This is a genomic window from Niallia sp. FSL W8-0954 (assembly GCF_038005605.1).
GTDB classification, from domain to species: Bacteria; Bacillota; Bacilli; order Bacillales; family Cytobacillaceae; genus Niallia; species Niallia circulans_A.
The window spans coordinates 4,407,651-4,434,074 of record NZ_JBBOTN010000001.1 but is presented as its reverse complement, the minus strand read 5'-3'; the positions used below and the strand labels follow the sequence as shown (position 1 = coordinate 4,434,074).

Sequence of the window (26,424 nt, the reverse complement as noted above, 5' to 3'; positions counted from 1 at the left end):
GTTCTCAGGCTGTCGAGAAAGTCTCGACAGCTTTTTTTTACAATTTCACTATACAACATATAGCGGTTCGATAATGTCTTGAAAACCATATGTTGTGTTCGTGATCAATTAAAATATCAAAAACCCCTCTTTTTCAAAATCATACTTTTAAAAATAGGGGGTTTTCTACAAGCTGGGAACCATCTTCATGGTTCTTTTTTCTTTGCAAATCAATCGTATCAGATTAGAAGGATATTGGTTCCATCCCAAGAAATGTAAAATTCATATTCTAACCTTAATATACTGATCCATACAATGTTTGTTTTATAAGATTGGTTTATAAAGAACCTCGTATGTCGCTAAAAGCATCCCCTGTTTCCCTTTCTCTCCTCTGGTTTATCTTCTTATTTGACGAAAATTTTAGAAGTGTTAAGACTAGCGGAAGCAGGAATAAAAAATCCTTTTGATTTTGCTCTTGATTTATTGAATATTCAAATTTGTTCAAAGTATACAAAATATTATGAAAATATCCACAAAACTGCTAATGTTTATTTGCAAAGTAACCACTAATATAAATATTATGTTTATGTTAGTAAATATAACATCAGCTGTGATGGTGTGGCATAAAAAGTTAATTTATGGATAAGTGTAAGGGGAAATTGTAGTTTTCTTAAAGGAGATGGGAAAAAATGTTACATAGAAGATATAGCGGTCATGCATTTGAAAAAAGGTTTTTACCTAGATTGACATCCAAAGAAATCAAGGAATTAGATAAGGAAAATGCACTTGTTATTTTGCCGATCGGTGCAGTAGAACAGCATGGACCACATTTGCCTGTTTATACAGATACATTAATAGGCGAAGGACTATTAGTGGAAGCATTAAATTTAATCCCAGATGAGGATGTTTGGGTTTTACCTTCCTTACCATATGGAAAGAGTACAGAGCATTTAGGGATGTCAGGAACGATAACATTATCGGCAGATACTTTACAGGCTGTCATTCGTGATATTGCGAAAAGTATACGAGAAAGCGGATTTAAAAAATTACTTCTGTTCAATACGCATGGAGGGAATCATGATCTTCTAAATATGATGGCAAGAGAAGTACGGATTGAAACAGGGATGAATGTCTTTCGACTAAACCCTGATTATTCGGTCATACATTCCCTTATTTCTGATAAGGAACAAAAGTATGGGATTCATGGAGGCGAGGTCGAGACGTCCATGGTGTTAGCGTTAAAAGAAGCATGGGTGGACATGGAACTTAGTCCAACAGAGTTTGTCCACTTACCTGAAGATACACAGCATTTATATTTGAAAGGAAACAGTTACTTTGCGTGGGTGATGAAGGATATATCGGAAACAGGAATTGCGGGAGATGCTGCTAGTGCGACCATTGAAAAAGGGGAACAGATTCTTCAATTAGTTAGTGAAAGCTTTGCCGGTGCTATTAAGGAAATGATTCGTTTCGATCTTCGTACAGTCAAAAGCACAATATAATTCGAAAACTCAGGAGGAGGTTCTGTATGCAAAATACCAATGTGATGGAAGGAAAAAAACTGCATCCTTTAAATGAAACGATTGTTCATCTCCAAAATGTTAATAAGGTTTATCCAAATGGGAAAACAGCCGTTCAAAATGTCAGTCTCGATATTGAACAAGGAGAGTTTGTATCCTTTGTAGGTCCATCGGGCTGTGGAAAATCAACGATCTTTAAAATGATTTCAGGATTGATTGAGCATACAGATGGAGAACTGACGATTCTAGGGAAGAGCCCTCATCAAGCTCAAAAGCAGAGCACAGATGTATCCTTCGTTTTTCAAGATGCTACTTTATTGCCTTGGAGAAATGTAATGGATAATATTTTACTTCCACTCGAATTCCAACAGATTCCAAAAAAGCGAAAAGAGGAAATGGCAGAAAAAGTATTGGAATTAGTAGGATTAAAGGATTTCCGCAAAGCTTTGCCAAGGGAATTATCTGGCGGCATGAAAATGAGGGTATCAATTGCCAGGGCGCTTGTGGCGAAACCGAAATTACTATTAATGGATGAACCCTTTGGCGCTTTAGATGAAATTACGAGACAAAACTTGCAAACAGAGTTGTTAAAAATATGGGGAAAGGAAAAAATGACCGTTCTATTCATTACCCATAATGTATTTGAGGCTGTGTATTTATCAACGAAAATTGCCGTAATGACCCCTAGTCCAGGAAAAATTGAAAATACAGTCGAAGTGGACTTACCCTTTCCGAGAAATGCTGAATTAAGAACTTCCCATCATTTTAGTGATATAGCAGCAAAGGTTTCTCATTATTTACAATTTTAATAGGTGGTGATTTTTATGTGGTTAGATAAATTAATAGAGTTAGTGGGAGAAGAGAAGGTCATTGTAAGTGATAACTTAAGAGAACGATTGTCTAAGGATTATTACTGGTATTCGCCCGTACTATTCGAAGAATTAAAGGATAAAGTAGCTGATTGTGTAGTAAAACCGACATCGATAGAAGAGATACGAGGGTTGGTAACTTTTGCAGTCGAAAATAAAGTACCTGTAACGATTAGAGGAGCTGGAACAGGTAACTATGGGCAGGCCATTCCCTTAAAAGGCGGGATTGTGCTCGATTTAACGAAAATGGATAAATTACTAGAATTAAAAGACGATACTGTCAAAGTACAGGCGGGAATGCGTCTTGGCACATTAGAAAAAAACTTACGAAAACAAGGAAAAGAACTAAGGATTTATCCAAGCACTTTTATGACTGCGACAGTAGGCGGTTTCTTATGCGGAGGTTCAGGTGGAATTGGTTCCATTCGGTGGGGCAATTTATGGGATGGCAATATTCTAAGTGTGACGGTGATGACTTTTGAAGGCGAGCCGAGAGTCTTTGAGGTAGTAGGAGAGGAAATAGAGGACTATATACATAATTACGGGACAACCGGGATTGTGTTAGAAGCTATTTTACCAGTGGAGGAGAAGCAAGAGTGGACCCAGCACATCATTTCCTTCCCGACCTTTAAAGAGGCGGTGAAATTTGGGGATGAGTTAGCCCATAAGGAAGAGATAATAAAACGTCTCGTATCTGTGTGTGAATGGCCGATTCCTTCTCACTTTCATTCGCTAAAAGATGTTCTTCATGAGGGGAAATCTATTACGATGCTAGAAATAGAGGAGTCCTGTTTGGATGCGTTACAAAGCTTAGTAGATAAATATAAAGGAAGCACGGATTTAATGATACCTGCTAACAACTATCATAAAGGTTTAAAGGTATCTGATTTTACATGGAATCATGCAACACTTTGGGCTCATAAGCATGGTGAGAATATGACATACCTTCAAGCTAGATTTAAGGTTGATCGTATTTTTGAACAGATGGATACATTGAGGGCGGAATTTGGAGAGGAGATTCAATTTCACTTTGAGTATATCAAGATAAAAGGAAAAATTACTCCTGCCTCCTTACCAGTCATACTCTATCAGTCAAAAGAAAGATTATATGAAATTATTGATTTCTGCCGAACGATAGAAGTGGAAATTAATGATCCACATACGTACTTACTTGGATTTGGCGGTTATAATCTGAAAATGGAAAAAATCTTAATGAAGAAACGAGAAAATGATCCTTTCGATTTACTAAATCCAGGTAAGATTCCGGTGAAACAAGAATCAGAGATAATTTAAAAGGAGGGATATTATGGAACAAGCATCACAAAAGGTTACGGAAGTGCAGATAATAGGAATAAAAACGGATAAAAAATGGACGAAAGCGTTTAGCGTTTGGATTCCCCCTTTGATTGTATTTGTATTGTTTATGCTCCTTTGGCAATACGGTACCGTGCTATTTCAAATACCACCCTATCTATTGCCGAAACCAACAGATATTCTTCAAGCTTCACTAGAGAACTGGGAGAACTTGCGAAATGCAGTGACTAAAACGATTACTGCTTCTATCATTGGATTTATTTTTAGTGTGATTGGGGGAGTCATTGCAGCAATATTAATGGCTAGTTCGAAAATGCTGGAAAGAAGCTTGTATCCTTACGCCATTCTTCTCCAGACGATTCCGATTGTCGCGATTGCCCCGATCATTGTTATCTGGTTCGGATCTGGAACAAATGCGATTGTCATTATTGCCTTTACGATTGGATTTTTTCCAATGCTGTCGAATACCTTAGTGGGTTTAAATGCAACAGATCGAGGAATGATTAATCTACTAACCTTGTACCAAGCGTCTAAATGGAAAATTATGTGGAAGGTTCGCATTCCTTTTGCCCTCCCTTATATTATGGCAGGGCTGAAAATCTCCTGTACCCTTGCTGTGGTTGGTGCCATTGTCGGGGAGTATATTGCAGGCATTGGCGGTGGAGACGGTGGGTTAGGCTATGCGATTACCGTTGCCTCTAGTCGCATGGAAACAGCCTACTTATTTGCCTGTGGAATTTCTGCGAGTATTTTAGGGATTGTCTTTTTCCTGTTGGTCAATCTATTGTCAAAATGGGTTTTAGGATCCTGGCATGAATCAGAAATGAAACGAGACAATTAATAGGTATGTGATTTTTTACTAGATAATCGTAAAGGGGGAAATTAGTGAATGAGGAAAATAAAATCATCCAAAAAAATTGGTGTGTTCATCACTGCCATGTCTATGTTGCTGCTTACGGCCTGTGGAGATGCGAAGGAATCAGGCGGAAGTTCTAAGGATGGAGAATTAATGAAAGCTAAATTAGTTACAAATTGGTTTGCTCAGCCGGAGCATGGTGGGAACTATGCCGCCTTAAAACAGGATTTCTATAAAGAAGAAGGACTTGATATGACGATTGAGCCAGGCGGTCCGCAAATTTCGTCTACACAAATAGTCGCTTCTGGCAAAGCCCAATTTGGTTATACGCAAGCAGAGGATGTTCTAATCGCCAGAGATAAAGGAATACCTTTAGTAGCAATTGGCGCAATTTTTCAAAAAAGTCCTCAAGTATTAATAGGGCATGAAGGTGCATTAAAGGATTTCAAAGATTTAGATGGTAAAACAGTATACACAGCACCAGGCAGTGGCTATTGGGAGTATATTAAGAAGGCAAATGACTTAGAAGTGAAGGATATGGCTTATACCGGATCATTGGCAACATTTATTGATGACCCTAATGCCGTCACACAAGGGTATGTTACTTCGGAGCCTTATGTTTTAGAGCAGGATGGAGTAAAAACAGACTACTTATTCATTCATGACTCTGGGTTTGAAACATATGCCAATGTTATTTTCACGACAGAAGATGTAATTAAAGATAATCCTGAATTGGTTCAATCCTTTATGAAGGCGACGACAAAAGGCTGGGAATATTACCGCGACCATTCAGACGAGATTAATCCCTTCTTAAAGGAGAAAAATCCTGATTTATCCATGGAATTAATGGATTATGGTGCGAAAGCGGAAGAAGAATTGATTTTTGGCGGGGATGCAAAAGAGCATGGATTTGGTTATATGTCTGATGAGCGCTGGACAATGCTCCAAGATGAGCTGCTGGATCTGGGCATTATTAAAAAGAAAGAAGATGTTTCAAAAATATTTACGAATAAATATTTAGGTGAATAAGATGAAGGATATTCAATTGATCAATGTTTCTTTGCCATTGCTGAATATAGAAAAGCTTTATACCATTGTGATTCAAAACGGCATGTATACAAAAGTAGAACCACAAACCCAAAAGCGGAATGGGAATTTTTCCGTATTTAAAGACATTTGGAGCAGTAAGGAAGATCATCAACCAATAATAGATATGGGGGGGAGAATTCTTCTTCCCTCTTTTATTGATATCCATACCCATCTTGATAAAGCATTCTCTTTAGAAACGGTGCCGAATAAGTCGGGCACGCTAATCGAGGCAATTAGAAATTATAGCGGAAAAGCGGCGTCTTTTTCCAAAGAAGAAATAAAACAGCGAGTGATGAAAGGCGCGCTTCAAGCACTTTCGCATGGCACCACACATATACGTACACATGTTAACTTTGAATGGAATATATCGAATGAGTTGGCATTAAGCCATCTGCAAGCAGTACTGGAAGCAAGAGATTTATTAAAGTCGTATGTGTCTATACAAGTTGTTCCGATGTTCTCAGACCTATCGGTGAAGTCGGAAAGAGAACGAGATGTATTGAAAGAAGCGATTTCCTATGGGATAGATGGCATTGGCGGAGCACCACATTTGTCACCGAACGCAACAAAAGATATCGATCAGCTGTTTGAACTAGCCGCTAAATATGATAAGTTCGTTGATCTGCATGTGGATGAACAGGATAATCCGGAAGTTTGTACAATTGAAAGAATTATTGATAATACGAAGAAATGGGATTTTCAAGGAAGAGTAACGACGGGGCATTTATGCTCTCTGTCTGCTATGACAGAGGAAAAGTCCGATCGCATTATAGAAGAAATGGCTCTTCAACATATCTACGCTGTCACTTTGCCTGGTGCCAATATGTATTTGCAAGGCAGAGGAGATAAGGGAATCGTTCGAAGAGGAATAACGAGAGTGCGTGAAATGCTACAGAAAAAGGTCGGATTAGCGACAGCCTCCGATAATGTGAGTGATCCCTTTCATCCTTTTGGTCGATTTGATTTATTGCAAATAGGATTGCTCACTGCCTATACAGCACATTTGGCGAGTGAAGAGGAGTTGATAGCTGTTTTAAATATGATAACTCAAACTCCGGCTGCTATTTTTGGGAAAAAGGCCCATGGAATGAAAGAAGGAGGGATAGCTGAGTTTGTGTTATTCGATGCTACAAATATATATGATCTTTTTGCGAATCTATCTCCCGCGCGGTATGTATACAAAAATGGTGATTGGATTAGTAGCTCCCAATTCGAGCATCGATTCGGCGAAGGCGGTTTAAGTAGATTAGTAGAGCTGGGATAAACAGATGAATGGAGTGAGAAGATGATGCTTGATTTAGTTTTAAAAAATGCTCAGCTTCCTTTTAAGGAAAATCCTACTAATATAGGTATAAAGGATGGAAAAATCCACTCCATTTCATCAAGCAATTTAATGGGGAAAGAGGAAATGGATTTAGAAGGAAATGTGTTACTGCCTCCTTTTGTGGAGATGCACACGCATTTAGATACGGTGCTGACAGCAGGGGAACCTCGGTTTAATCAATCTGGTACATTGGGAGAAGCAATTGATATTTGGTCTGTCAGAAAGCAGTTGCTGACTAAAGAAGATGTGAAAAATAGAGCATTCAAAGCTCTTAAAATGTTGATGGAATATGGCGTGCTATATGTGAGAGCAGCAGTGGATATTTCCGATTCTGACTTAACAGCTTTGCATGCCATCATGGAATTAAGAGAAGAGCTGAAGTCATTCCTTTCTCTTCAAATAATCGCTTTCCCGCAAAATGGAATTATTTCTTGTTCGGAAAATCAAGAGCGGTTAGAAAAAGCAATATTACTAGGAGCTGATGCAGTTAGTGCAGTTCCGCATTTGGAAAATACGAGAGAGGAAGGAATTCAATCATTGGAATTCGCTTTTTCTCTAGCCAAAAAATATGAAAAAGAAATTCATATTTTTTGTGATGAAGTCGATGATGAACATTCTCGTTTCCTTGAAGTTGTCGCAAGCCTGACAATGCAGGGGAAAATGGAGGGAAAGGTAACCGCTAGCCACGCTAATGCCTTGCTTTATTATTCAGATACCTATGCCAACAAAGTCATGTCATTAGTGAAAAAGGCTCAAGTTACAATTGTCTGCTGCCCATTAGTTAACACTACGATGCAAGGGAGAACAGATGCTCATCCAAAGGGGAGAGGTATTACACGTTTGAAAGAGTTAGCGGAATATGGCGTAAATGTATGCATTGCCCATGATGATATCCAAACTCCCTTTTACCCATTCGGAAATGGCAATATCCTTCAAGCAGCTCACATGGCTCTTCATTTAGCACATATGACTGGAAGAGAGGAGCTGAAGCAAATAGTGAACATGATTACGATTAATGGAGCACGGGCTTACTCTATAAAGGATAAGTATGGGATTGAAGTAGGAAAAGAAGCGAATTTTGCCTGCTTTTCAGTAAAAGATGTATATGAGATTTTCTTTAAGCAACCAAAATGCAGGTATTTATTTAGGAAAGGAGCGTTAGTGGTAGAGACGGTGCCGGAGAGAACTAGCTGGAAATGAAAAGATTAGGAGAGGAAGCTTGAGCTAGAAATGGAGGGAAGGGGGATAAGAATGGCTAAATATGTAATGGTTGATAAGGATACATGTATTGCGTGCGGAGCATGTGGAGCAGCGGCCCCAGAGATTTTTGATTACGATGAGGAAGGATTATCAGAGGTGATGATAGATCATAATACAGGAACAGTAGCGTTAGCAGATGAATTATATGATGATTTATTCGATGCAGTTGATGGGTGTCCGACTGGGTCTATTTTGGTAGAGAATTGTCCGTTTGGTGAGGAGAGTTGATGTTTGTTAATGTGTTTATATTTTTTGAGTGTAGAGCTTCTGTTATGAGAAACTGAATTAAGGCATCCCTGTCTAAATTTAGATGGGGATTAAATTTTGTTTGTAAAGCCCAGTTATTAGTGAATAGGGTTGTTTTAAATTTATTAATAAGGTATAAATATAGATAACTACATAGAATTTCTAAGTATAGAAAAGAAGAGGACTGATACAATGACAAAAACAAAATGGATATTAGCTTTACTAGCTGCAATGGACATAACACTACTCATCATGCACTATACAGGCTATTATTTTATCTTTCTGCTGCCAACTGGGTATATCCTCCCGTTCTGTCTTAACATTCTGATTATAGTTATAATGGGATTTCGTTCCACTCGTAGACGTTTCTTTTGGGGGATTATTATTTTAATGTTAAGTATTCCTATTTTACTTTTATACGCGCTAATGAATTCCCTTTTGGAAAACAATTATACGACCATTGATTCCCCTTATAACAGGCAGTCGTTAGTGATTGAACATCGGAACTTTACCCTTGGTGAAACCACTTATTATTATGAATTCTACAAAACAAAATTCGGACTAATTGGCAAGCATCTGGAGGGTCAATCCATTAAAGTAATGGTTCGTTCTTCTGACATGGGAGATGAGGGAGATGAAAGTGCCATTGGGTGGAAAAACGCCCAATGGATTACAAAAGATATGGTTCGTTTTCCAACTTTAGAGGGAGAAAAGGATGTTTATTTAAATCCCACTTCTATCCGTAATAATCCTCTCCAAAATAAGAAGGAAGAAAACCAATCCTTTTCGTCAGAAATGAAGGAAAAGATTGAAACCTTTATGAAAATGGCTGAGAAGAAAGAGGATGGACAAGCGATAGAGATTAATGGTAATCGCTTAGAGGTTCGTTATGATAAATCAGCGAATGAAAGCTGGATAGAAGTTGAAAACGACAAGGAGTCAGGAGCGATCCCAAGACAGCAGTGTTCTCGGATAGTGAGGAATGAAGAGAACGGCTATTATATGCTGGAGGAATGTACACATAGATGGGAATATCGGTTGTATCCATTGGAGAATGGGGAAGAGCGTATATACAGATAAATATTTGTTTTCGGATCATGCTGATTAACGAGTACGATTTTGCACAAAAGCTGTTGATTATAATCGGTCTTTCCCGATAAATCGTTAAGAGGTAGAATCAAGCTAAGCAATTGCCCTTTATCTTTTTGCACATTTCTTAAGTGCGAGGAGGAATATGACATGTCATTAGATAAACGCAGTACTGCGATATTAATGCAACTCATCCATGCAGACTCGTATATGTCTGTGGAAGAATTAACAGAGAAATTAAATGTTTCCCGCCGAACCATCTATTATGATATAGAGAAAATAAATGACTGGCTCGAAAGCCTTGGAATCGACAAGGTGAAAAAAGTGCGGAGTGCGGGATTTATACTTGCAGATCAAGTGAAAAAGCTTATTCCAATCAATATAAAGAGAGTACAAGCCTGGCATTATGAATATTCACAAGATGAACGCAAGGCATGGATTGCTATTTATATCTTAATGGGTGGAAAACGATATTTTTTGGAAGACCTAATGGAAAAAACTAGAGTTAGTAGAACGACTACTATTGAAGATATTAAATCTTTAAAAGCTGACATTCGCTCTTTTCATCTTCATTTGGATTTTGAGCGGAAGCAAGGATACACCATATCAGGGGATGAAACGGAAGTTCGGAGAGCAATTGGCTATTATTTATCGATTGCCATCCCCGTCCAAAACCACCATTCATTAGTAGCTGCTCTACAAATTCAACTTAGCGATGCCAAAAACAATGAGCAACTTTTAACATTGCTAAAACAGGTTTATCATTTACTGTTTCAAAGCGAAAAAGAATTAAATATTAAGTTTACCGATAATATGCTTTACAGCTTAAGTTTGCGATTTATGTTATTTAGCATGAGAATAGCGCAAGAACAATATATAAAAATGGATGAAGTGGAAAAGGAAGTATTACGGAACACGAAAGCATTTTTGGTTGCAAAACAAATTTGCAGGGAACTCGAACGTATATTTCAAACAACCTTTCCTGAAGATGAGCAGATTTATTTAACCACTTACTTATTAGGGGCACGAGTTAATTATTCGGAAGAAGATTTAAATGATAATATCCTTTCAGAAGAATTAATGAAGGTTGCCAAAATAATGACGAATCAATTTCAAATCCTTGCCTGTACCTTATTCGATGATCAGGAAACACTGGTGAAAAATCTTGTTCTTCATTTAAAACCTGCTTTTTATCGAGTCAAATATGGACTTGATGTCGAAAAAAATATTGTTGACTCTGTTAAATCCCAATTTGAAGAGGTGTACTTCCTCACACAGAAAGTAATTGAGCCCTTCGAAAAGTTAATTGGGAAGCAGCTGCCAGAAAATGAAATCGCTTATATTTCTTTTCACTTTGGAGGCTGCTTACGGAGAGCTGGGACAACATTAATTTCTAGAAAGAAAGCATTAGTCGTGTGTGCAAATGGGATTGGCACCTCTCAAATATTAAAACAGCAATTAGAAGGGTTATTCTCAACAATCGATATTACTGATTCTGTTTCAGTTAGAGATTATGAGGAGAAGAACTATCATGTTGATCTTGTCTTTTCCACAACAGCGATTCAAAAAAAGGACACTCCAGTTTTTATCGTCAGTTCTATTCTATCGGATGCCGAAAAGGAAAGCTTATTAAAAAAAGTAAACGCTATCTTTAATAGCACGCAAAAGCAGCATCTTGCGACAAATAGAATTATCGATGTGGTGGAGCGATATGCAACGATACATCAAAAAGACGAGTTAATGAAGGAATTAAGACAATATTTAAATAGTCCAGAAATGACAATAGCCGAAGCCTATAAACCAAACTTACTTGATATTTTAAAAGAAGAACATATCCAGACAACTTTAAATGTTCCAAATTGGAAATCAGCTATTAAATTAGCGGCTTGCTCCCTGATAGAAGGCGAATATATTACGGAAGCATACCGAGATGCGATGATTTCAAAAATTGAAGAGTATGGACCTTATATTGTTATTTCACCAAAGGTAGCGATTCCTCATGCTAAACCAGAAGATGGCGTCAAAAAACTAGGCATCAGTCTATTGAAACTGGAAGAAGCTGTTTCTTTTTCAAATGATGAAAAGCATGATGTTTCCTTAATCATTACATTGGCTCCTTTGGATCAAGAATCACATCTCAGGGCTTTATCCCAATTAACAGGATTATTTTCCAAAAAAGACACAGTGAACAGATTAATCAAACTTCAAACAGCACAGGATATCTATCAATATATGAAACAATCCTTAATTGATCAGCAATTGGTTAACTAACATGGAGGTGTGATATATGAAATTTTTGGAGAAATCTCTAATTGCTTTAGATGTAGAAGCTGGATCACCGGAAGAGGCTATTATTAGCACGGGGAAGCTTCTAATGAATAGTAAACTTGTTGAAGAAACTTATATACATGCTATGGTGCGTTCATTTCAAACAAATGGCCCTTATTTTGTTCTTGCGCCAAATATAGCGCTACCTCACGCAAGACCAGAAGATGGTGTGAAAGAGGCATGTGTATCATTTGTCAGACTAAAGACACCAGTTAAATTTGGTCATTCTTTTAACGACCCAGTGAGGTTAGTATTCGCTTTAGGTGCTTCCTCTAGTACTGAGCATGTTACCGTGTTGCAAAGATTAACGGCACTTCTATCGGATCAAGAAAATGTAGAAAAACTGCTGAATGCACAAAGCTATGAAGAGATTAAACCATTAATAGGAGGACAAATCTAATGAAAATTTTATGCGTATGTGGATTAGGACAAGGAACAAGCTTGATTTTACGAATAAATGTAGAAAATGTGCTGCGCCAAATGGGGATAGACGCAGATGTAGAAAATACAGACGTTTCCAGTGCTTCTGCCGAGCGTCCTGACTTTATCATTACAAGTAATGAACTATCCCAGTCATTAGCAGGACATTCCTCTAAAATCATTATCGTTAATAATTACTTTGATACAACTGAAATTAAAGCAGCTCTTGAAGCAAATATCGTTTAATAAATCCTAAATAATAGAGGAGGAACAAACAATGGAGGTCATTCAATGGCTAGCATCTAACTTCTTCGGAATCCCAGCAATTTTATTAGGCTTTATTGTGTTGCTTGGTTTGATCTTACAGAAAAAGAATACAAGCCAGATCATCAGTGGCACATTTAAAGCAATGATTGGTTTCTTAATCATTAATGCCGGTGCAGGTGTTATTACTGGTTCCCTTGGAGTATTTGAACCGATGTGGAGTGAAGTATTTGGGATTGAAGGAGCAGAATTTAGTTCCTTTATGGGGCAAGAAGCCTTCAATGCGAAATACGGCTCAGCAGTTACATTAGCGATGTTTATCGGATTTGTCATTAACGTGTTATTAGCAAGATTTACTCGCTTTAAATATATTTACTTAACAGGGCATATGATGTTCTGGACAACCATGATATTTGCTGGTGTCCTTATTGATACAACAACAAATATTCCATTCGCAGCTTTAGTTCTTATATTATCCGTATTTATGGGAATTTATTGGACCTTCCAGCCAGCTATTGTCCAGCCGTATATGCGGAAAATTACTGGACATGACCAAATAGCGCTGGGACACACTTCCGCGCTCGTTGCATTACTAGCATCTTGGTTTGGAAAGTGGTTTGGCAATAAAGAAAATGATGCGGAAAAAATCAAATTGCCAAAAGGTCTTGAATTTCTTAGAGACTCCAATGTTATTACTGCCCTGACAATGAGTATTCTCTTCGTAATAGGTGCTGTTATTCTGTCTCTAAAAGATACACCTGCTGCAGATGCTTTAGTTGCTCAAGCTGGCGATCAGAATTTTATCATGTATGCCATTATTCAATCCTTTACCTTTGCAGCTGGTATTGCTGTTGTCCTTTTCGGGGTGAAAATGTTTATTGGTGAGATTGTTCCTGCCTTCAACGGAATCGCTACGAAACTAGTTCCTGGTGCAAGACCTGCATTAGATGCACCTATCGTATTCACTTATGCTCCAAATGCCGTTATTCTTGGATTCCTTGGCGCATTTGCTGGCGGTATCATCTGGCTAATTATTTTAGGGCAAACAGTAGGATATGTGTTTGTGCCAACAATGATTGTACTATTCTTTCATGGAGCAACTGCTGGTGTTTTTGGGAATGCAACTGGCGGCGTCCGCGGCGCTCTAATGGGTGGCTTCATAACAGCAACCGTTGTCGCATGGGGACAATACTTAATGGTGAAAACGCTGATTGCTTCGACGATTCCAGACACCGCCATGTGGGCTGCGGATTCTGATATGTTCATCTTAGGACCATTATTCAGATTGATCGGGATGCTCTTTAATTAAATAACAATTATATAATCCGACATTGATTCATATGTCGGTTTTTCACTTAATCGATCAGGAGGTAAATGAAATGAGCTTTATTCGGACGTTAAGAGGAGATATTCAGCCTAAAGAGTTAGGGTTTACTTATTCACATGAACATATTGTTTGCCGTCCAGCTTATTGGGCTGAAAGAGATGCAGATGATTTACTGTTAGATGATAAAGAAAAATCGAAAAAGGATGTGGCTGATTTCAAACGCCACGGTGGCCAAGCAATTGTCGATGCTACAGCCGTTGATTATGGTCGCGATGTGCAGGCGGTAAAGGAAATTGCAGATGAGCTGGATCTCCACATTATCGGTACAGCTGGTTTCAACAAGAGCTTTCTTTGGGATGGAAAGATTAAAGAGGAGCTCAAACCGCTTATTGGGAATTACGATACTTATGCAGAATGGATTGATCAAACAAGTATAAATAAACTAACGGATTTTGTCATTAGAGAAGTAGAAGAAGGACTGGAAGGCACGCCCTTTAAAGCAGGACAAGTGAAATTCGGGACAGGCTATAACCGAATTACTCCCTTAGAAGAGAAGACTTTACGTGCAGTAGCAAGGGCACATCATGAAACAAAAGCTCCAATCCATTCCCATACTGAAGTTGGCACGATGGCATTAGAGCAAATCGAACTATTAAAATCAGAAAATGTCAATCTGGAATTCTTAAGTCTAGGACATATGGATCGTAATCCAGATCCATCTTATCATGAAAAAATAGCGAAAACAGGAGCTCTTTTAAGCTTTGACGGGATAGCGAAAATCAAATATGCACCAGAGTCGCTAAGAATTGAGTGCATTCTACATTTAGTAGAAAAGGGCTATGAAAATCAAATCCTCATTTCTGGTGATACAGCTCGTAAAAGCTATTATAAGCATTATGATTACGGCTTAGGTCTCGAATACATTATTGCCAAGTGGGTTCCTAGATTCATCGAGGAAGCAAATCAAAAAGGCTTTAATGGGGAGCAGCTGGTTCATAAATTCTTTGTAGAAAATCCAGCGAGATGCTTTACATTTAAAAAATAATGAGCGAGGTGTAAGCATGCAATTCCAATACGAAAACTCATTCGAAGTGAAAGAAAAAATAATCGATAAAAAGGTCGCTATCTTACCAATTGGAGCCGTAGAGGCTCACGGCCCGCATTTACCATTAGGTACAGATAATCTTTTAGCGGAACGGTTAAGTGCAAAGCTCGCCGAACAAGTTAATGGATTTGTTTTACCGACGTTACCTTATGGACAGGTTTGGAGTTTAAAGAACTTCCCTGGCAGCATCAATGTATCGAATGAATCTTTAATTAGTATGCTATTCGATATCGGAGAAAGTTTATACCGTCAGGGCTTCCAAATTTTCGCCATGGTTAATGGCCATCTAGGAAATGCTTTTGCTATGAAAGAAGCAGCACGAAAGCTTTATGAAATTTACCCAGAGTTAATCGTACTCTATCTATTTTATCCTGGTACAAGCAAAGTTATTGCGGAAGTTAGAGAAACGCCAGCAAGCCATGGCACATACTTTCATGCAGATGAAATAGAAACATCCTACATGTTATATCTAGCTCCAGAGTTTGTTGCGATGGAGAAAGCATTGAATGATATGCCAGCCATTCCAATGATTGCCGATGTGACACCAACGCCTTGGGAGGAATTTACCGAAACAGCCGTTTTAAGTGATGCAACCTTAGCCCGTTCAGATAAAGGGGAAAAAATAATCAAAGTTGCTCTTCAAAACATGGTACAAATTATTGAAAAAATGAAAGAGGGCCGCTAACATGTTAAAAGAAAAGCTTTTTGATTTTGTTTTATTCAATTTTCTAGCAAAGGACAAAGAAAATGTACAGGACATCATGGAAGCTGGGAAAGGTTTTGTTGTTCCAGGAATCGTAGCGTCCGATTTTTCCAATAGGCAAGAAGGAGCGAGTAAGGTTAAAGAACTGAAGGAAGTAGTTGACATTGTCTCAATCGGCCTTGGCGGTGGCGGGGATCCTATGTATGCAAAACGAGTTCTCGACATAGCTGCTATTTCTAATCCGGGACATATTAATCAGCCATTTGAAAGTGCGGTTTATGCAAAAGGATTTCTAGAAGGAAATGGAGCCTCTCCCCAGCTTGTTAATGCATTAGTAAAACCAAGTGGAACCGTTGGAACAGTGAAATTAGCTTCTGGTATGGAAGTAAAGGTAGAGGAATTCGTAGAAATTGCGCTTGCTTTAGGCGTGGAGTCCATTAAATTTATGCCTCTATCAGGGGAAGTTCATTTAGAGGAGCTTGTCTATTTAACAAAAGTTGCTGCACAAAAAGGAATTCGCGGCATTGAACCTGCAGGCGGTATAAGTGCGTTCAATATAAAGACAATCATTGATGCAGTCAAGAAAATAGAAATCGAATTTTTTATGCCGCATATATTTGGTTCCACAATTGATCAAGCAACAGGGAAAACCATTCCGACGGAAGTTGCACAAATATTAAATAAACTGGGGGCTTAACTCATGCTAACGAACTATTTTGAAAAAGTAGGCAATCTACTACAGTTGGTTTTAGAAAAGGAAAAAGTACATTTACAACTGGCGGCAGAAAAAGTCGCAGACAGCATTGAAAATGATGGCATTATTCAATTATTTGGATGCGGACATTCCCATATCCTAACAGAAGAGGTTTTTTACCGCGCTGGTGGATTGGTACCCCTAAAACCAATTTTATTCGAACCACTAATGCTTCACGAAGGGGCAATGCGTTCTTCCCAGTTGGAGCGCAAAAATGATTATGCTCAAAACTTTATAGAGAAATATGAGATTAAGCAAAATGATATCGTATTTGTGTTATCTACATCTGGGCGAAATCCTGTACCTGTAGATGTAGCGCAATATGCGAAAGAGAAAGGTGCTTTTGTCATTGGGATAACGTCATTAGAATATTCCCAAAGCCAACCTTCTCGTCATAAAAGCGGCAGTCATCTTTTTAATTCAGTCGATTTAGTGATAAATAATCATTCTGCTAAGGGAGATGCAATTTTAAGCTACGATAAGGTGAAGGTACCATTTGCCCCGACTTCTACTGTTATTGGTGCGACTATTCTTAATAGTATCTTCGCAGAGGCGATTAAAATCATGGCAGATCATGATTTTGAACCACCAGTTTTCTTAAGTGGAAATATAGAAGGATCTGACGACCATAATGAAGCATTAGTAAAAAAATATGAAAAAAGAATCCCGTTACTAACTTTAAATATGAAAGATGAGTAAGTAACGAGGCAGCTAATCATTGGCATGAAAATAGAACTTTTAACTCTATAAGAAAGTCTCTTTTATTAACTTTTAACAGGGCTTCTCTCTACTGTATGAGAGAGCCCTATTTTAGTATAAACAAAGATAATTCAGTAAAGGAATCTTCAAAATGAATTTTCTTCCCCAATTTGGCTGATATATCCCTTACTTTGGCTGATTTGCTCTTCGTTTTGGCTGATATATCCTTTACTTTGGCTGATTTGCTCTTCGTTTTGGCTGATATATCCTTTACTTTGGCTGATATGCTCTTCGTTTTGGCTGATATATCCTTTACTTTGGCTGATATGCTCTTCGTTTTGGCTGATATATCCTTTACTTTGGCTGATATGCTCTTCGTTTTGGCTGATATGCTCTTCGTTTTGGCTGATATATCCCTTACTTTGGCTGATATGCTCTTCGTTTTGGCTGATATATCCCTTACTTTGGCTGATATGCTCTTCGTTTTGGCTGATATATCCCTTACTTTGGCTGATATGCTCTTCGTTTTGGCTGATATATCCCTACTTTGGCTGATATCCTCCTCGTTTTTGGCTGATTTACCCCTTAATTTCCCTGATATCTTCCCCGTAACTAAAAAATACTAATAAAATTAGTAGAACAATCAGAAATTTTTTAAAAAAATATTGAAATGTCAGAAAACTTATGTGATAATACAAATAATTAGTCCAGTAACAAAACTAATTAAAGGGAATAAGACATAATAGAAATTTTTAAGGATTTACAAACTAGTATTGGAGATAGGATAAAGCATTATGAAAAACAAAGTTGCAGCACATCATGACTTGATAAAAAAAATTAATCGGTCATTGATATTGGAAGAAATTAAAACAGAAAAGTTAATTAGCAGAGCTCAAATTGCAAAAAAATTATCATTAAGTAAGTCAACAGTTTCATCAATTGTGGAAGAATTGTTAGAAAAAAAATTAGTAATAGAGATGGGAGAACAAAGTCCTGTTAAGGGTGGTGGGAGACCTGCATTGATGCTAGGATATAACACGGATTCAGCTTATGGTATTGGATTAGATATTGATAGAGTAAGAATTTTAATCATTATTACCAATTTAGTTGGAAAGATAATCTTTAAAAAAAAGGTGAAATTAACAAATCAAGTAGAAGAAATTATCAGTATTGTCAAAGAGAGCATAAAAGAATCTGCTATACCAGAGGAAAAAATTCTAGGTATGGGCATAGGGGTGCCTGGTAGAGCTAATTCAGAAATAGTATTTCGAGCAAAAGCTTTAAATTGGACTAATCTTAACCTTCATGAAATTTTCAAACCGCATTTTCCTTTTCCCACATTTATTAACAATGATGTCAATTGTGCAGGTTTAGGCGAAATGTGGCTGGATCCTTCAGGGATAAAAAATCTTTTATTTATTGAAATTGGGCAGAGTATTGGAAGCGCAGTCATTAACGAGGGGAATCTAGTTTATGGTCATGATTACCAAGCTGGTGAGATTGCCTATCAAATAAGCCGGAGTGATTTTGAGAATGGCAAGTTTAACCTGATGGGAAAACCAGGTGTATTTGAATCAAAAATATCAGGAATTGCATTGGCAGAGTCAGGTTATTCCCCAGAAGTTTTGTTTCAAAAGTATTCTCATGGGGAGCAACAAGTGATTTCTATCGTAGATAGTTTTGTTGTTGAACTATCTGTTTTTATTGCTAATGCTACAAATCTAATAAATCCTGAAAGAGTTATTATTGGTGGGGATGTTTCCGAATCGATGGATATCGTAATCAATCAAATAAGCGAATTAGTTACAAACCTTACTCCAATAAAAACAGAAATAAGTCTGGCTAGGCTTGGAGGGGATGCTGGGGCACTTGGTGCGATAGCATTTATGTTTAAACAGATAGAAAATCAGTAATACAAAAAGCATCTTATGGAGGGATGAATAGTGAGAATCATTATTGCAACACATGGTGAGTTAGCTAAGTCATTAATCGAGACTGCTGAATTAATTATAGGTACAAACCACCAAATGAGTTGTTTTTGTATGACAAAATCAAAATCTGGAGAAGTAGGAAAGCAGGAATTAACAGAGTTAATTTTTAGCGATACTTTAACAGATCTTGTTATTTTTACAGATGTGTACGGGGGAAGTGTTAATAATATTTGTTCTGAAATATTATTGAGTTTACCAGAAAATGAAACATTTCATTTAGTTTCGGGTGTGAATCTTCCTATGATTTTGACTACCATTATGACTTCTTATAACGAAGATTCAGTTGAAGCGATTTTAACTGAATCTATTAAAGAAGGAAGACATGGGATTAAATACATCAATGAATTAGTAAAAGGAGTGGTGTGAAAATGATTTCTTTATTCAGAATTGATGATCGTCTCCTCCATGGGCAAGTTGCTTTTGGCTGGTCACCTTCTGTTGGTGCTAATGTTATTCTTGTGGTAAATGACGAAGCGAAAAATGACAAAGTAAAAGCAATGGCACTCGATTTGGCTAAACCTAATAATGTGAAATTATATATTAGGGGAGTTGCAGAATCTGGAGAAATAATTAGTAAATTTGCTGAAGCGAAGAAAAGTAATGTATTAGTTCTGGTAAGAAATACGGATGATGCGTTAGAAGTTGCTAAGAACTCCCAAGGTGCCATAAGTGAGATAAATGTAGGGGGGCTAAGATACGAAGAAGGGAAGAAAAAGTTGACTGATTTAGTTGCAGTCAGCGAAAAAGATATTAACAACCTGAAACAAATAGAGCAACTAGGTATAAATTTAGATTTCAGAATATTGCCAAGAGATAAAAAACAATTATTCAGCGATTTACTAAAATAAAAAAATATTTCAACAAGATCTACGAACAATGGTCGTCATCATATCTAAGAAAATGGTAGTAAGAATAAGGGGAGGCGAGATTTTTGTTATATGAGGCAATATTATTGGGGTTAATAGCCGGTATAGGAATATTAGATAGCAGATTATTCGGAGTCTTGATGTTAGAACGCCCTTTGGTATTAGGTGCATTGGTTGGATTAGTTCTTGGTGATTTTAAGACAGGGATTATTATTGGTGCCCAACTAGAATTAATCTGGATGGGAATAGCTGGCATCGGTTCATCTACACCACCCGATGTTGTGACAGGAGGAGTCTTGGGTACTGCTTTTGCGATCATTTCTGGAAAGGGTCCGGAAGTTGCTTTGGCACTTGCAGTTCCTATTGCCGTTTTAGCTCAATCACTAGGTGTACTTGTAAGGGTAATTAATACTTATTTTGTACATAAAGCAGATCATTACGCCCAAAAAGCTGATTTTAAAAAAGTTACCCTCATGATGTGGATACCTATCTCTTTATTTTTCCTAAGTGTGTTTGTTCCAACCTTTTTAGCAATTTTATTGGGGGCAGATAAAGTTTCTTATCTAATTAATTCAGTTCCAAAGGTGATTTTAGAAGGAATGACTATTGCCGGAAACCTGCTGCCAGCCATTGGGTTTGCTCTCTTGATGGATATGCTGTTTTCTAAAAAAATGGCCGTATTTTTCTTTATCGGTTTCTTATCGGCATCATATCTAGAACTTGATGTTATGGCAATAGCGTTAATGGGTGTATGTTTAGCAATCCTATTAAACTTTTTCATTAATAATAACGATGCTGGAAAGAAGAAGGACGAAAGTAATAATTTAACGGAGGGAGAGATTAACTTTGAGTGAGGGGAAGAAGCTCAGTAAAAAAGACTTGCAAAGCGTTTTTTGGCGGTCATTTGCTCTGCAGGGTGCCTTTAACTATGAGAGAATGCAGAATCTCGGCTTTTGTTATACGATGATCCCAGTAATCAAAAGATTATATGAAAAGGAAGAAGAACAGGCACAGGCTTTAAAAAGACATTTGGAAATTTTTAATACAACACCAGTTGTTTCTCCAACTATTGCTGGAATTAGTGCAGCGATGGAGGAACAAAATGCAAATAATAAAGATTTTGACACTAGTTCGATTAATGCTGTAAAAACCGCACTTATGGGACCGTTAGCTGGTATTGGAGATTCATTATTTTGGGGAACATTGAGGATAATTGCTGCTGGTATTGGTATATCCTTTGCAGAGCATGGCAATTTGATTGGACCTATCCTGTTTTTACTGCTTTATAATGTTCCCAATATATTAGTAAGGGTTTTTGGATTAAAGTTTGGTTATTCTGTTGGTGTGAATTCATTGGAAAGAATCCAAAAAGAAGGTCTGATGGACAAAATTATGGCAATGGCTACTACAGTTGGATTACTTGTAGTGGGAGCAATGGTAGCAACTATGTTAAAAATCACCACACCATTGAAATTTAGCGTAAATGGTGCAGAAGTAGTAATTCAAGACATATTGAATCAAATTTTGCCTAATCTTTTGCCAATATTAGTAACATTTGTTGTCTTTTGGATGATTAGAAAAAAAGTAAGCATATCTAAGATGACAATTGCGACTGTTTTTATTGGAATAATTATACATTGGATTGGAATATTATAAAAGGAGAGATTATTAATGAATATTACAGATTATTTAAAAGAAACCCCAGCAAAAATGAAGGAAATAATTGCACTATCAAGTGAGCTGTTTTCTACTGTTAAAAAAGAGGAGATTAATAGAATTATTATTACAGGATCAGGAACTAGTTATCATTCAGGAGCGCAAGTTCAACAAAAAATGCGTGAGTTAACTGGATTATCTGTAGAAGCTTATTATCCTTTTCAAATTACAGAGGAATTATTAACAAAGGACACAAAAAATACTCTCTTTATTGGAATCTCGCAAGGGGGAAGTAGTTATTCTACCTATAATTCTATGAAATTAGCAAAAGAGTCAGGATGTATTATAGCATCCATGGCGGGAACGGATAATGCATTAATTGATGAAATTGCTGATTATGTACTGACTGTTCAATGTGGGGAAGAGAAATCAGGTGCAAAAACAAAAGGATTTTATTGTACAAAATTAAATTTGCTTCTTTTAGCTCTTTATATTGGAGAAGAAAATGGGAAATTGAGTAGTGAGGAAACGAAGCAAGTGATAGAAATATTAAATAAAACGAGCGATGCCTTTATAGATATTTACTATTCTGCGGAAGAATGGGTGCAAAAGAATAGTGAAAAACTAAAAAATGCAAAAGAAATAAGAATTGTTGGTACCGATGAATTATATGGGGATACTTTAGAAAGTGCTTTAAAATTATTAGAGACGATGCGTGTTCCTGTAACGGGTTATGAATTTGAAGAATTTATTCATGGAATCTACAACGCAATTAATGAAGACTCTACAATTATATTCTTGCATACCGGAGAAGAGCCGAGAGTAAATAAATTAATTAGCGTCTTATCAGACTGGACAGATAATATCTATATTATTGGCAGTAAGGTAGAGGGCTTTGAGGATAAGAATTTAGTAATAGAAAATGGAGATAATTATTTGTATCATTCATTTGTGTATCCAATAGCAGTGCAGTTAATATGTGCAATAGTCCCTGCTTTAAAAGGAATTAATCCAAGTACACCAAAAGATCCGAAATTCCATATGAAATTAGAAAGCAAAAAATTGAGCGGGAAAATATAAGAATCAGCAATAGTCAATCAGTAAAAGTCTATCTTTCTATCCTAATGAAAGATAGACTTTTTAAATTAAGCTCCTCTTCTATCGTTTCTTTCCCATCAGTAGCAACGCTCTCCTCCGTCCGCTACCGGTTATAAAAATCAACTATCTTCTTCGCCATTTGGTAAATTTCCTGTTTCAGCGGGGAAGGGGAGATGACTCTGATTTGATCGCCAAAGCCTAGAATATAGGCAATTGCTTCTTGTTCTGTATCACTGCGCAGGCTTACAGGGAACCATCCCTCTGCAGTTGGTGTTCCTATTCTTTCGATTTGCACAAAACGTGTGGTGAATTTCATTCTATGAATAATCGATGGCGATGCTTCCACTTCTACCTTAAACTCAGGAAGAGAGCTAATAAAAGTTTGTGTGGATTCCAGCCAATATTTCTCCAAATTGAAGTCCAGTGGTCTAGTAAAAGCTTCCTCTGTCATCACTAGGGACAGGAGTCTGGATGCTCGATAATTTCGTATCTTTTCGTCTGAGGAGGCAATTAAGTACCAAGTATTTCCTTTAGCTACTAATCCTAAAGGATTGACCATCCGAAAAATTACATTTCCATCTGCTCGCTCATATTGAATATGCAGTACTTTTTCTTTCCAAATTGCTTCTTGTATTATCTTAAAGGAAACAGTTTTTTTCGCTGGTTGTTTCCATGCGGTTGTATCTATATGAATTCGGTTCCAGACATCGAGGGAACGTTGTCGAAAAGCGTTCGGGAGTGCGGCAACCATTTTCTGGCGGGCATCATGCCATTCTTTTGCTAATCCGAGATCGGATAACAATTGAACAGAAGGAGAAATAAGCAAAGATAACATTTCATCATACTTTAATCCAGTTAAGTTCGTACGATACTGGTCAAGCAATGTCCATCCGCCCATTTTCCCTCTTTCTGCTACAATGGGTATTCCTGCTGTACTTAAAGCATCCATATCCCGATGGATTGTTCTTTCTGTAACTTCTAATTCCTTCGCTAATTCTTTTGTTGTCATTTTCCCTCTATTTTGTAACAGGAGCAAAATGGATATCAACCGATCAGCCCGCATATAATCACCTCTAAAATTTTATATATGACAAAAGGTGTCATTATTAAATATTATACTATAACCATCGAACATTTTAGGAGGAATGTATATGAAAAAACAGCGGAATATCGTATTATTTACGGCAACAAGTCTGGATGGTTATATTGCTGCAAAAGATGAATCATTAGAATGGTTATTTAAAGTAGAAGGCGAAGGAGATAATGGGTTTTCTGCATTCTACGAAACGATAGATACTATTCTAATGGGAAGAAAAACATATGATTGGATTATCAATCATACTAATGATTTTTCTTATAAAAATAAGGAATGCTATGTTTTTTCGAGACAGGAACACAAGGATACAGACGAGGTGACATTTATAAAGGATGACATCATCGAGTTTGCAAATAAATTAAAAAAACAAGAGGGAAAGAATATATGGATGGTTGGCGGGGGAGAACTATTACATTCTTTTCTTAAAGAGAAGTTAATAGATGAGTTCATTCTTACCATCGCCCCTGCAATAATTGGAGAAGGAATTCCTTTATTTAAAGAAGCTGATTATCAATTGGAATTGATCTTAAAAGGAACGAAATGTTATAACCAGTTTGTTGAGGTTCATTATGAAAGGAGAAGGTAAGAGATTGGGCTAAAAAAAGTTGAAATATCTAAAACCCGGTCCTTTTACTGCGCCCCGTTGTTAGATACATCTAACAACGGGAGGCGCAGTTTTTTTTGTCCAAATAGGATAGGAATGTAAGCAAAAGGAATCTTTTCTCACGTGTGCTTTTCGTAAATCTCCATATAAATGCCATTATTAATTTATACTACTTATAGTAGTATAAAAGGTAAATATATATTTTATAGAATAATTAGCTCTTATATGTAGGGAAATAAGAGAGGGGGAGTTTAGGTGCAAAAAACTATTTTACTTGTGGAAGATGATCTTGCGATTAGTGATATGGTAAAAAGATATTTACATAATGAAGGATTTAAGGTGGAATGTGTTTTTGATGGGAAGACGGCAGGACAAATGTTTAAGGAAAAGCGTTATGATTTGATTTTATTAGATATCATGTTACCAGAATTGAGTGGAATGGATGTTCTTCAAAGTATCAGAACAACTAGTTATATTCCTGTTATCATCATGTCAGCGAAAGACACAGAGATTGATAAAGCTTTAGGATTAGGGTTTGGCGCAGATGATTATATAACAAAACCATTTTCTATGATTGAACTAGCTGCAAGAGTAAAAGCAGCGATTAGGAGATCGACACAGTACGCTGACAAAAGTCGTGAAGAATCTAAGCCATCAAGGATGAAAGTCTATGAATTGGAATTAGATAAAGAAAATCATCGGGTATGGAAGAATGGTTTGGAAATTAATTTGACAGCGACAGAATGGAAGATTCTGCTTTTGTTTTTTAGCAACCAAAGGAAAGTGTTTACTAAGGAACAAATTTATCGTTCTGTTTGGAGCGATGATTATTTTGGTGATGATAATGTTATTAATGTCCATATGAGACGATTGCGCGAAAAAATTGAGGATAATCCCTCTGATCCTATTTATATCAAAACAATATGGGGGATTGGTTATAAGTTAGGGGAGTTTGAATGATTATCTGGATCAGTATTATTTTGGTTCTTCTTATTTTTAACGTGTATCAATATCGACAAAGGAAAAATCGGGATCAACATATAACATATATATCAAACAAACTGAAAAAAATTCTTCACATGCAAACAAATGAAAGAATTCTCGTTGTCTCAAATGATCAACAATTAAGAGATCTCCTTATAAGCATCAATCAAGTATTAGATGACCGTCACGAAAAGTCCCGAGAATTTATCAAAATGGAACATTCTATGAAGCGTATGCTTGCAAATATTTCCCATGACTTAAAAACGCCTCTTACTGTGATAGCCGGTTATATTGAAATGTTTCAGAAAGATTTTCCCATTACAGAAACAGAAAGAGTGCAATTATTAAGTCAGGTGCATGACAAAACAATGGAGCTTATTCAATTAATGAATACATTCTTTGATCTAGCAAAGCTAGAGTCTGGTGATAAAGAAATTCCCCTTGAAATAGTAAATTTATCTGAACTATGCAAGAAAAATATCTTAACATTCCATGATTGGATAAGAGCCAAAGGGCTAGAGGTAATGATTGATATACCTGATGAGTCTGTCTTTGCACTGGGAAATGAGGAAGCTGTAAATCGTGTTTTACATAACCTCCTTTCGAATGCGATCCGTTATGGTCTCGATGGGAAGGTAATTGGATTAAGCCTGCATTTTGATGAACAGCATGTATATATAGAAGTGTTTGATCGCGGGAAGGGAATCGACGAAGCTGACCAAGCGAATATCTTTGAGCGCCTATTTACACTTGACGATTCGAGGAATAAAGCATTTCAAGGTAGTGGTTTAGGGCTAACTATTACCAAAAGGCTTGTCGAGGAGATGAACGGAGAAATTTCTGTGCATTCTATTCCATATGAAAAAACTTCATTTTACATTACCTTTAGGCGAATGAATGGGTAAGGGAAACTTAAGGTTTTTGTAAGATTTAAGACAGAAAAAAGCAAGGGATAGGAGCTAAAATGAATACAGATAGTAAAT

General features: G+C 37.0%; 28 protein-coding genes. 27 read left to right on the top strand and 1 reads right to left on the bottom strand.

Going from position 1 to position 26,424, the window contains the following annotated elements:
- Nucleotides 1–668 precede the first annotated feature (668 nt).
- The 24 genes from NX902_RS21655 to NX902_RS21540 all read left to right on the top strand — a co-directional run bounded on the left by NX902_RS21655 (nt 669) and on the right by NX902_RS21540 (nt 22,739).
- On the top strand, nt 669–1,481 hold the full coding sequence (locus NX902_RS21655) for a creatininase family protein (RefSeq protein ID WP_123258372.1): 813 nt from the start codon (nt 669–671) through the stop codon (nt 1,479–1,481).
- A 26-nt stretch (nt 1,482–1,507) separates the two neighbouring features.
- Entirely contained in the window at nt 1,508–2,308 is an 801-nt protein-coding gene (locus tag NX902_RS21650; RefSeq protein WP_123258371.1) for an ABC transporter ATP-binding protein, read from the top strand.
- A 15-nt stretch (nt 2,309–2,323) separates the two neighbouring features.
- A complete protein-coding gene (locus NX902_RS21645) occupies nt 2,324–3,661 on the top strand; it encodes an FAD-binding oxidoreductase (RefSeq protein WP_095329658.1) in 1,338 nt (445 codons plus the stop codon).
- Nucleotides 3,662–3,674: 13 nt separating this feature from the next.
- Nucleotides 3,675–4,523 (top strand): ABC transporter permease, encoded by an 849-nt coding sequence (locus NX902_RS21640; protein ID WP_123260435.1) that lies wholly within the window; start codon nt 3,675–3,677, stop codon nt 4,521–4,523.
- Nucleotides 4,524–4,571: 48 nt separating this feature from the next.
- Complete coding sequence (locus tag NX902_RS21635) at nt 4,572–5,567, top strand: ABC transporter substrate-binding protein (protein ID WP_095329659.1); 996 nt, start codon at nt 4,572–4,574, stop codon at nt 5,565–5,567.
- Between the two features lies 1 nt (nt 5,568).
- Nucleotides 5,569–6,891, top strand: coding sequence for an amidohydrolase family protein (locus NX902_RS21630; protein WP_095329660.1), 1,323 nt, complete (start codon nt 5,569–5,571; stop codon nt 6,889–6,891).
- A gap of 24 nt (nt 6,892–6,915) precedes the next feature.
- A complete protein-coding gene (locus NX902_RS21625) occupies nt 6,916–8,151 on the top strand; it encodes an amidohydrolase family protein (RefSeq protein WP_095329722.1) in 1,236 nt (411 codons plus the stop codon).
- A 51-nt stretch (nt 8,152–8,202) separates the two neighbouring features.
- Nucleotides 8,203–8,439 (top strand): ferredoxin, encoded by a 237-nt coding sequence (locus NX902_RS21620; RefSeq protein ID WP_095329661.1) that lies wholly within the window; start codon nt 8,203–8,205, stop codon nt 8,437–8,439.
- 210 nt (nt 8,440–8,649) lie between these two features.
- On the top strand, nt 8,650–9,537 hold the full coding sequence (locus NX902_RS21615) for a hypothetical protein (RefSeq protein WP_176474189.1): 888 nt from the start codon (nt 8,650–8,652) through the stop codon (nt 9,535–9,537).
- A gap of 159 nt (nt 9,538–9,696) precedes the next feature.
- Nucleotides 9,697–11,817, top strand: a complete 2,121-nt coding sequence (locus NX902_RS21610) for a BglG family transcription antiterminator (protein WP_341160987.1) — start codon at nt 9,697–9,699, stop codon at nt 11,815–11,817.
- A 16-nt stretch (nt 11,818–11,833) separates the two neighbouring features.
- Nucleotides 11,834–12,274 carry a PTS sugar transporter subunit IIA gene (locus NX902_RS21605; RefSeq protein ID WP_303983650.1) on the top strand — a complete coding sequence of 147 codons (441 nt, stop codon included), beginning with the start codon at nt 11,834–11,836 and terminating at the stop codon, nt 12,272–12,274.
- Entirely contained in the window at nt 12,274–12,540 is a 267-nt protein-coding gene (locus tag NX902_RS21600; protein ID WP_095329664.1) for a PTS sugar transporter subunit IIB, read from the top strand. Before NX902_RS21605 ends, NX902_RS21600 begins: the two co-directional genes overlap by 1 nt.
- 31 nt (nt 12,541–12,571) lie before the next feature.
- Nucleotides 12,572–13,867 (top strand): PTS ascorbate transporter subunit IIC, encoded by a 1,296-nt coding sequence (locus NX902_RS21595; protein WP_095329665.1) that lies wholly within the window; start codon nt 12,572–12,574, stop codon nt 13,865–13,867.
- 70 nt (nt 13,868–13,937) lie between these two features.
- Nucleotides 13,938–14,930 carry a phosphotriesterase family protein gene (locus tag NX902_RS21590; RefSeq protein ID WP_095329666.1) on the top strand — a complete coding sequence of 331 codons (993 nt, stop codon included), beginning with the start codon at nt 13,938–13,940 and terminating at the stop codon, nt 14,928–14,930.
- A 16-nt stretch (nt 14,931–14,946) separates the two neighbouring features.
- Nucleotides 14,947–15,675, top strand: a complete 729-nt coding sequence (locus NX902_RS21585) for a creatininase family protein (protein ID WP_095329667.1) — start codon at nt 14,947–14,949, stop codon at nt 15,673–15,675.
- Nucleotide 15,676: 1 nt separating this feature from the next.
- The gene (locus NX902_RS21580; protein ID WP_123258364.1) at nt 15,677–16,390 is read left to right on the top strand and encodes a KDGP aldolase; all 714 of its coding nucleotides are present in this window, start codon (nt 15,677–15,679) and stop codon (nt 16,388–16,390) included.
- 3 nt (nt 16,391–16,393) lie between these two features.
- A complete protein-coding gene (locus NX902_RS21575; RefSeq protein WP_163187918.1) occupies nt 16,394–17,146 on the top strand; it encodes a sugar isomerase domain-containing protein in 753 nt (250 codons plus the stop codon).
- A gap of 170 nt (nt 17,147–17,316) precedes the next feature.
- On the top strand, nt 17,317–17,772 hold the full coding sequence (locus NX902_RS21570; RefSeq protein WP_341160986.1) for a hypothetical protein: 456 nt from the start codon (nt 17,317–17,319) through the stop codon (nt 17,770–17,772).
- Nucleotides 17,773–17,940: 168 nt separating this feature from the next.
- Nucleotides 17,941–19,059 carry an ROK family transcriptional regulator gene (locus NX902_RS21565; protein ID WP_163185291.1) on the top strand — a complete coding sequence of 373 codons (1,119 nt, stop codon included), beginning with the start codon at nt 17,941–17,943 and terminating at the stop codon, nt 19,057–19,059.
- Between the two features lie 30 nt (nt 19,060–19,089).
- The gene (locus NX902_RS21560) at nt 19,090–19,503 is read left to right on the top strand and encodes a PTS sugar transporter subunit IIA (protein ID WP_163185294.1); all 414 of its coding nucleotides are present in this window, start codon (nt 19,090–19,092) and stop codon (nt 19,501–19,503) included.
- Between the two features lie 2 nt (nt 19,504–19,505).
- Complete coding sequence (locus NX902_RS21555; protein WP_095329673.1) at nt 19,506–19,985, top strand: PTS sugar transporter subunit IIB; 480 nt, start codon at nt 19,506–19,508, stop codon at nt 19,983–19,985.
- A gap of 83 nt (nt 19,986–20,068) precedes the next feature.
- Nucleotides 20,069–20,857, top strand: coding sequence for a PTS mannose/fructose/sorbose/N-acetylgalactosamine transporter subunit IIC (locus NX902_RS21550; RefSeq protein ID WP_095329674.1), 789 nt, complete (start codon nt 20,069–20,071; stop codon nt 20,855–20,857).
- Nucleotides 20,850–21,659: a PTS system mannose/fructose/sorbose family transporter subunit IID gene (locus NX902_RS21545; protein ID WP_095329675.1), complete on the top strand. Its 810-nt coding sequence runs from the start codon at nt 20,850–20,852 to the stop codon at nt 21,657–21,659. Before NX902_RS21550 ends, NX902_RS21545 begins: the two co-directional genes overlap by 8 nt.
- Nucleotides 21,660–21,674: 15 nt before the next feature.
- Nucleotides 21,675–22,739 carry an SIS domain-containing protein gene (locus NX902_RS21540; RefSeq protein ID WP_163185296.1) on the top strand — a complete coding sequence of 355 codons (1,065 nt, stop codon included), beginning with the start codon at nt 21,675–21,677 and terminating at the stop codon, nt 22,737–22,739.
- A gap of 121 nt (nt 22,740–22,860) precedes the next feature.
- Here the strand turns inward: NX902_RS21540 and NX902_RS21535 are convergent, their stop codons facing one another.
- Entirely contained in the window at nt 22,861–23,820 is a 960-nt protein-coding gene (locus NX902_RS21535) for a helix-turn-helix transcriptional regulator (RefSeq protein WP_095329677.1), read from the bottom strand.
- Nucleotides 23,821–23,908: 88 nt separating this feature from the next.
- Here NX902_RS21535 and NX902_RS21530 point away from each other — a divergent pair, with 88 nt between their 5' ends.
- The 3 genes from NX902_RS21530 (at nt 23,909) to NX902_RS21520 (ending at nt 26,346) form a co-directional block, all read left to right on the top strand.
- Nucleotides 23,909–24,439: a dihydrofolate reductase family protein gene (locus tag NX902_RS21530; RefSeq protein WP_095329678.1), complete on the top strand. Its 531-nt coding sequence runs from the start codon at nt 23,909–23,911 to the stop codon at nt 24,437–24,439.
- A gap of 321 nt (nt 24,440–24,760) precedes the next feature.
- The gene (locus tag NX902_RS21525) at nt 24,761–25,417 is read left to right on the top strand and encodes a response regulator transcription factor (protein WP_217279684.1); all 657 of its coding nucleotides are present in this window, start codon (nt 24,761–24,763) and stop codon (nt 25,415–25,417) included.
- The gene (locus NX902_RS21520) at nt 25,414–26,346 is read left to right on the top strand and encodes a sensor histidine kinase (protein ID WP_095329680.1); all 933 of its coding nucleotides are present in this window, start codon (nt 25,414–25,416) and stop codon (nt 26,344–26,346) included. The genes NX902_RS21525 and NX902_RS21520 overlap by 4 nt, the downstream gene beginning before the upstream one ends.
- Nucleotides 26,347–26,424 lie beyond the last annotated feature (78 nt).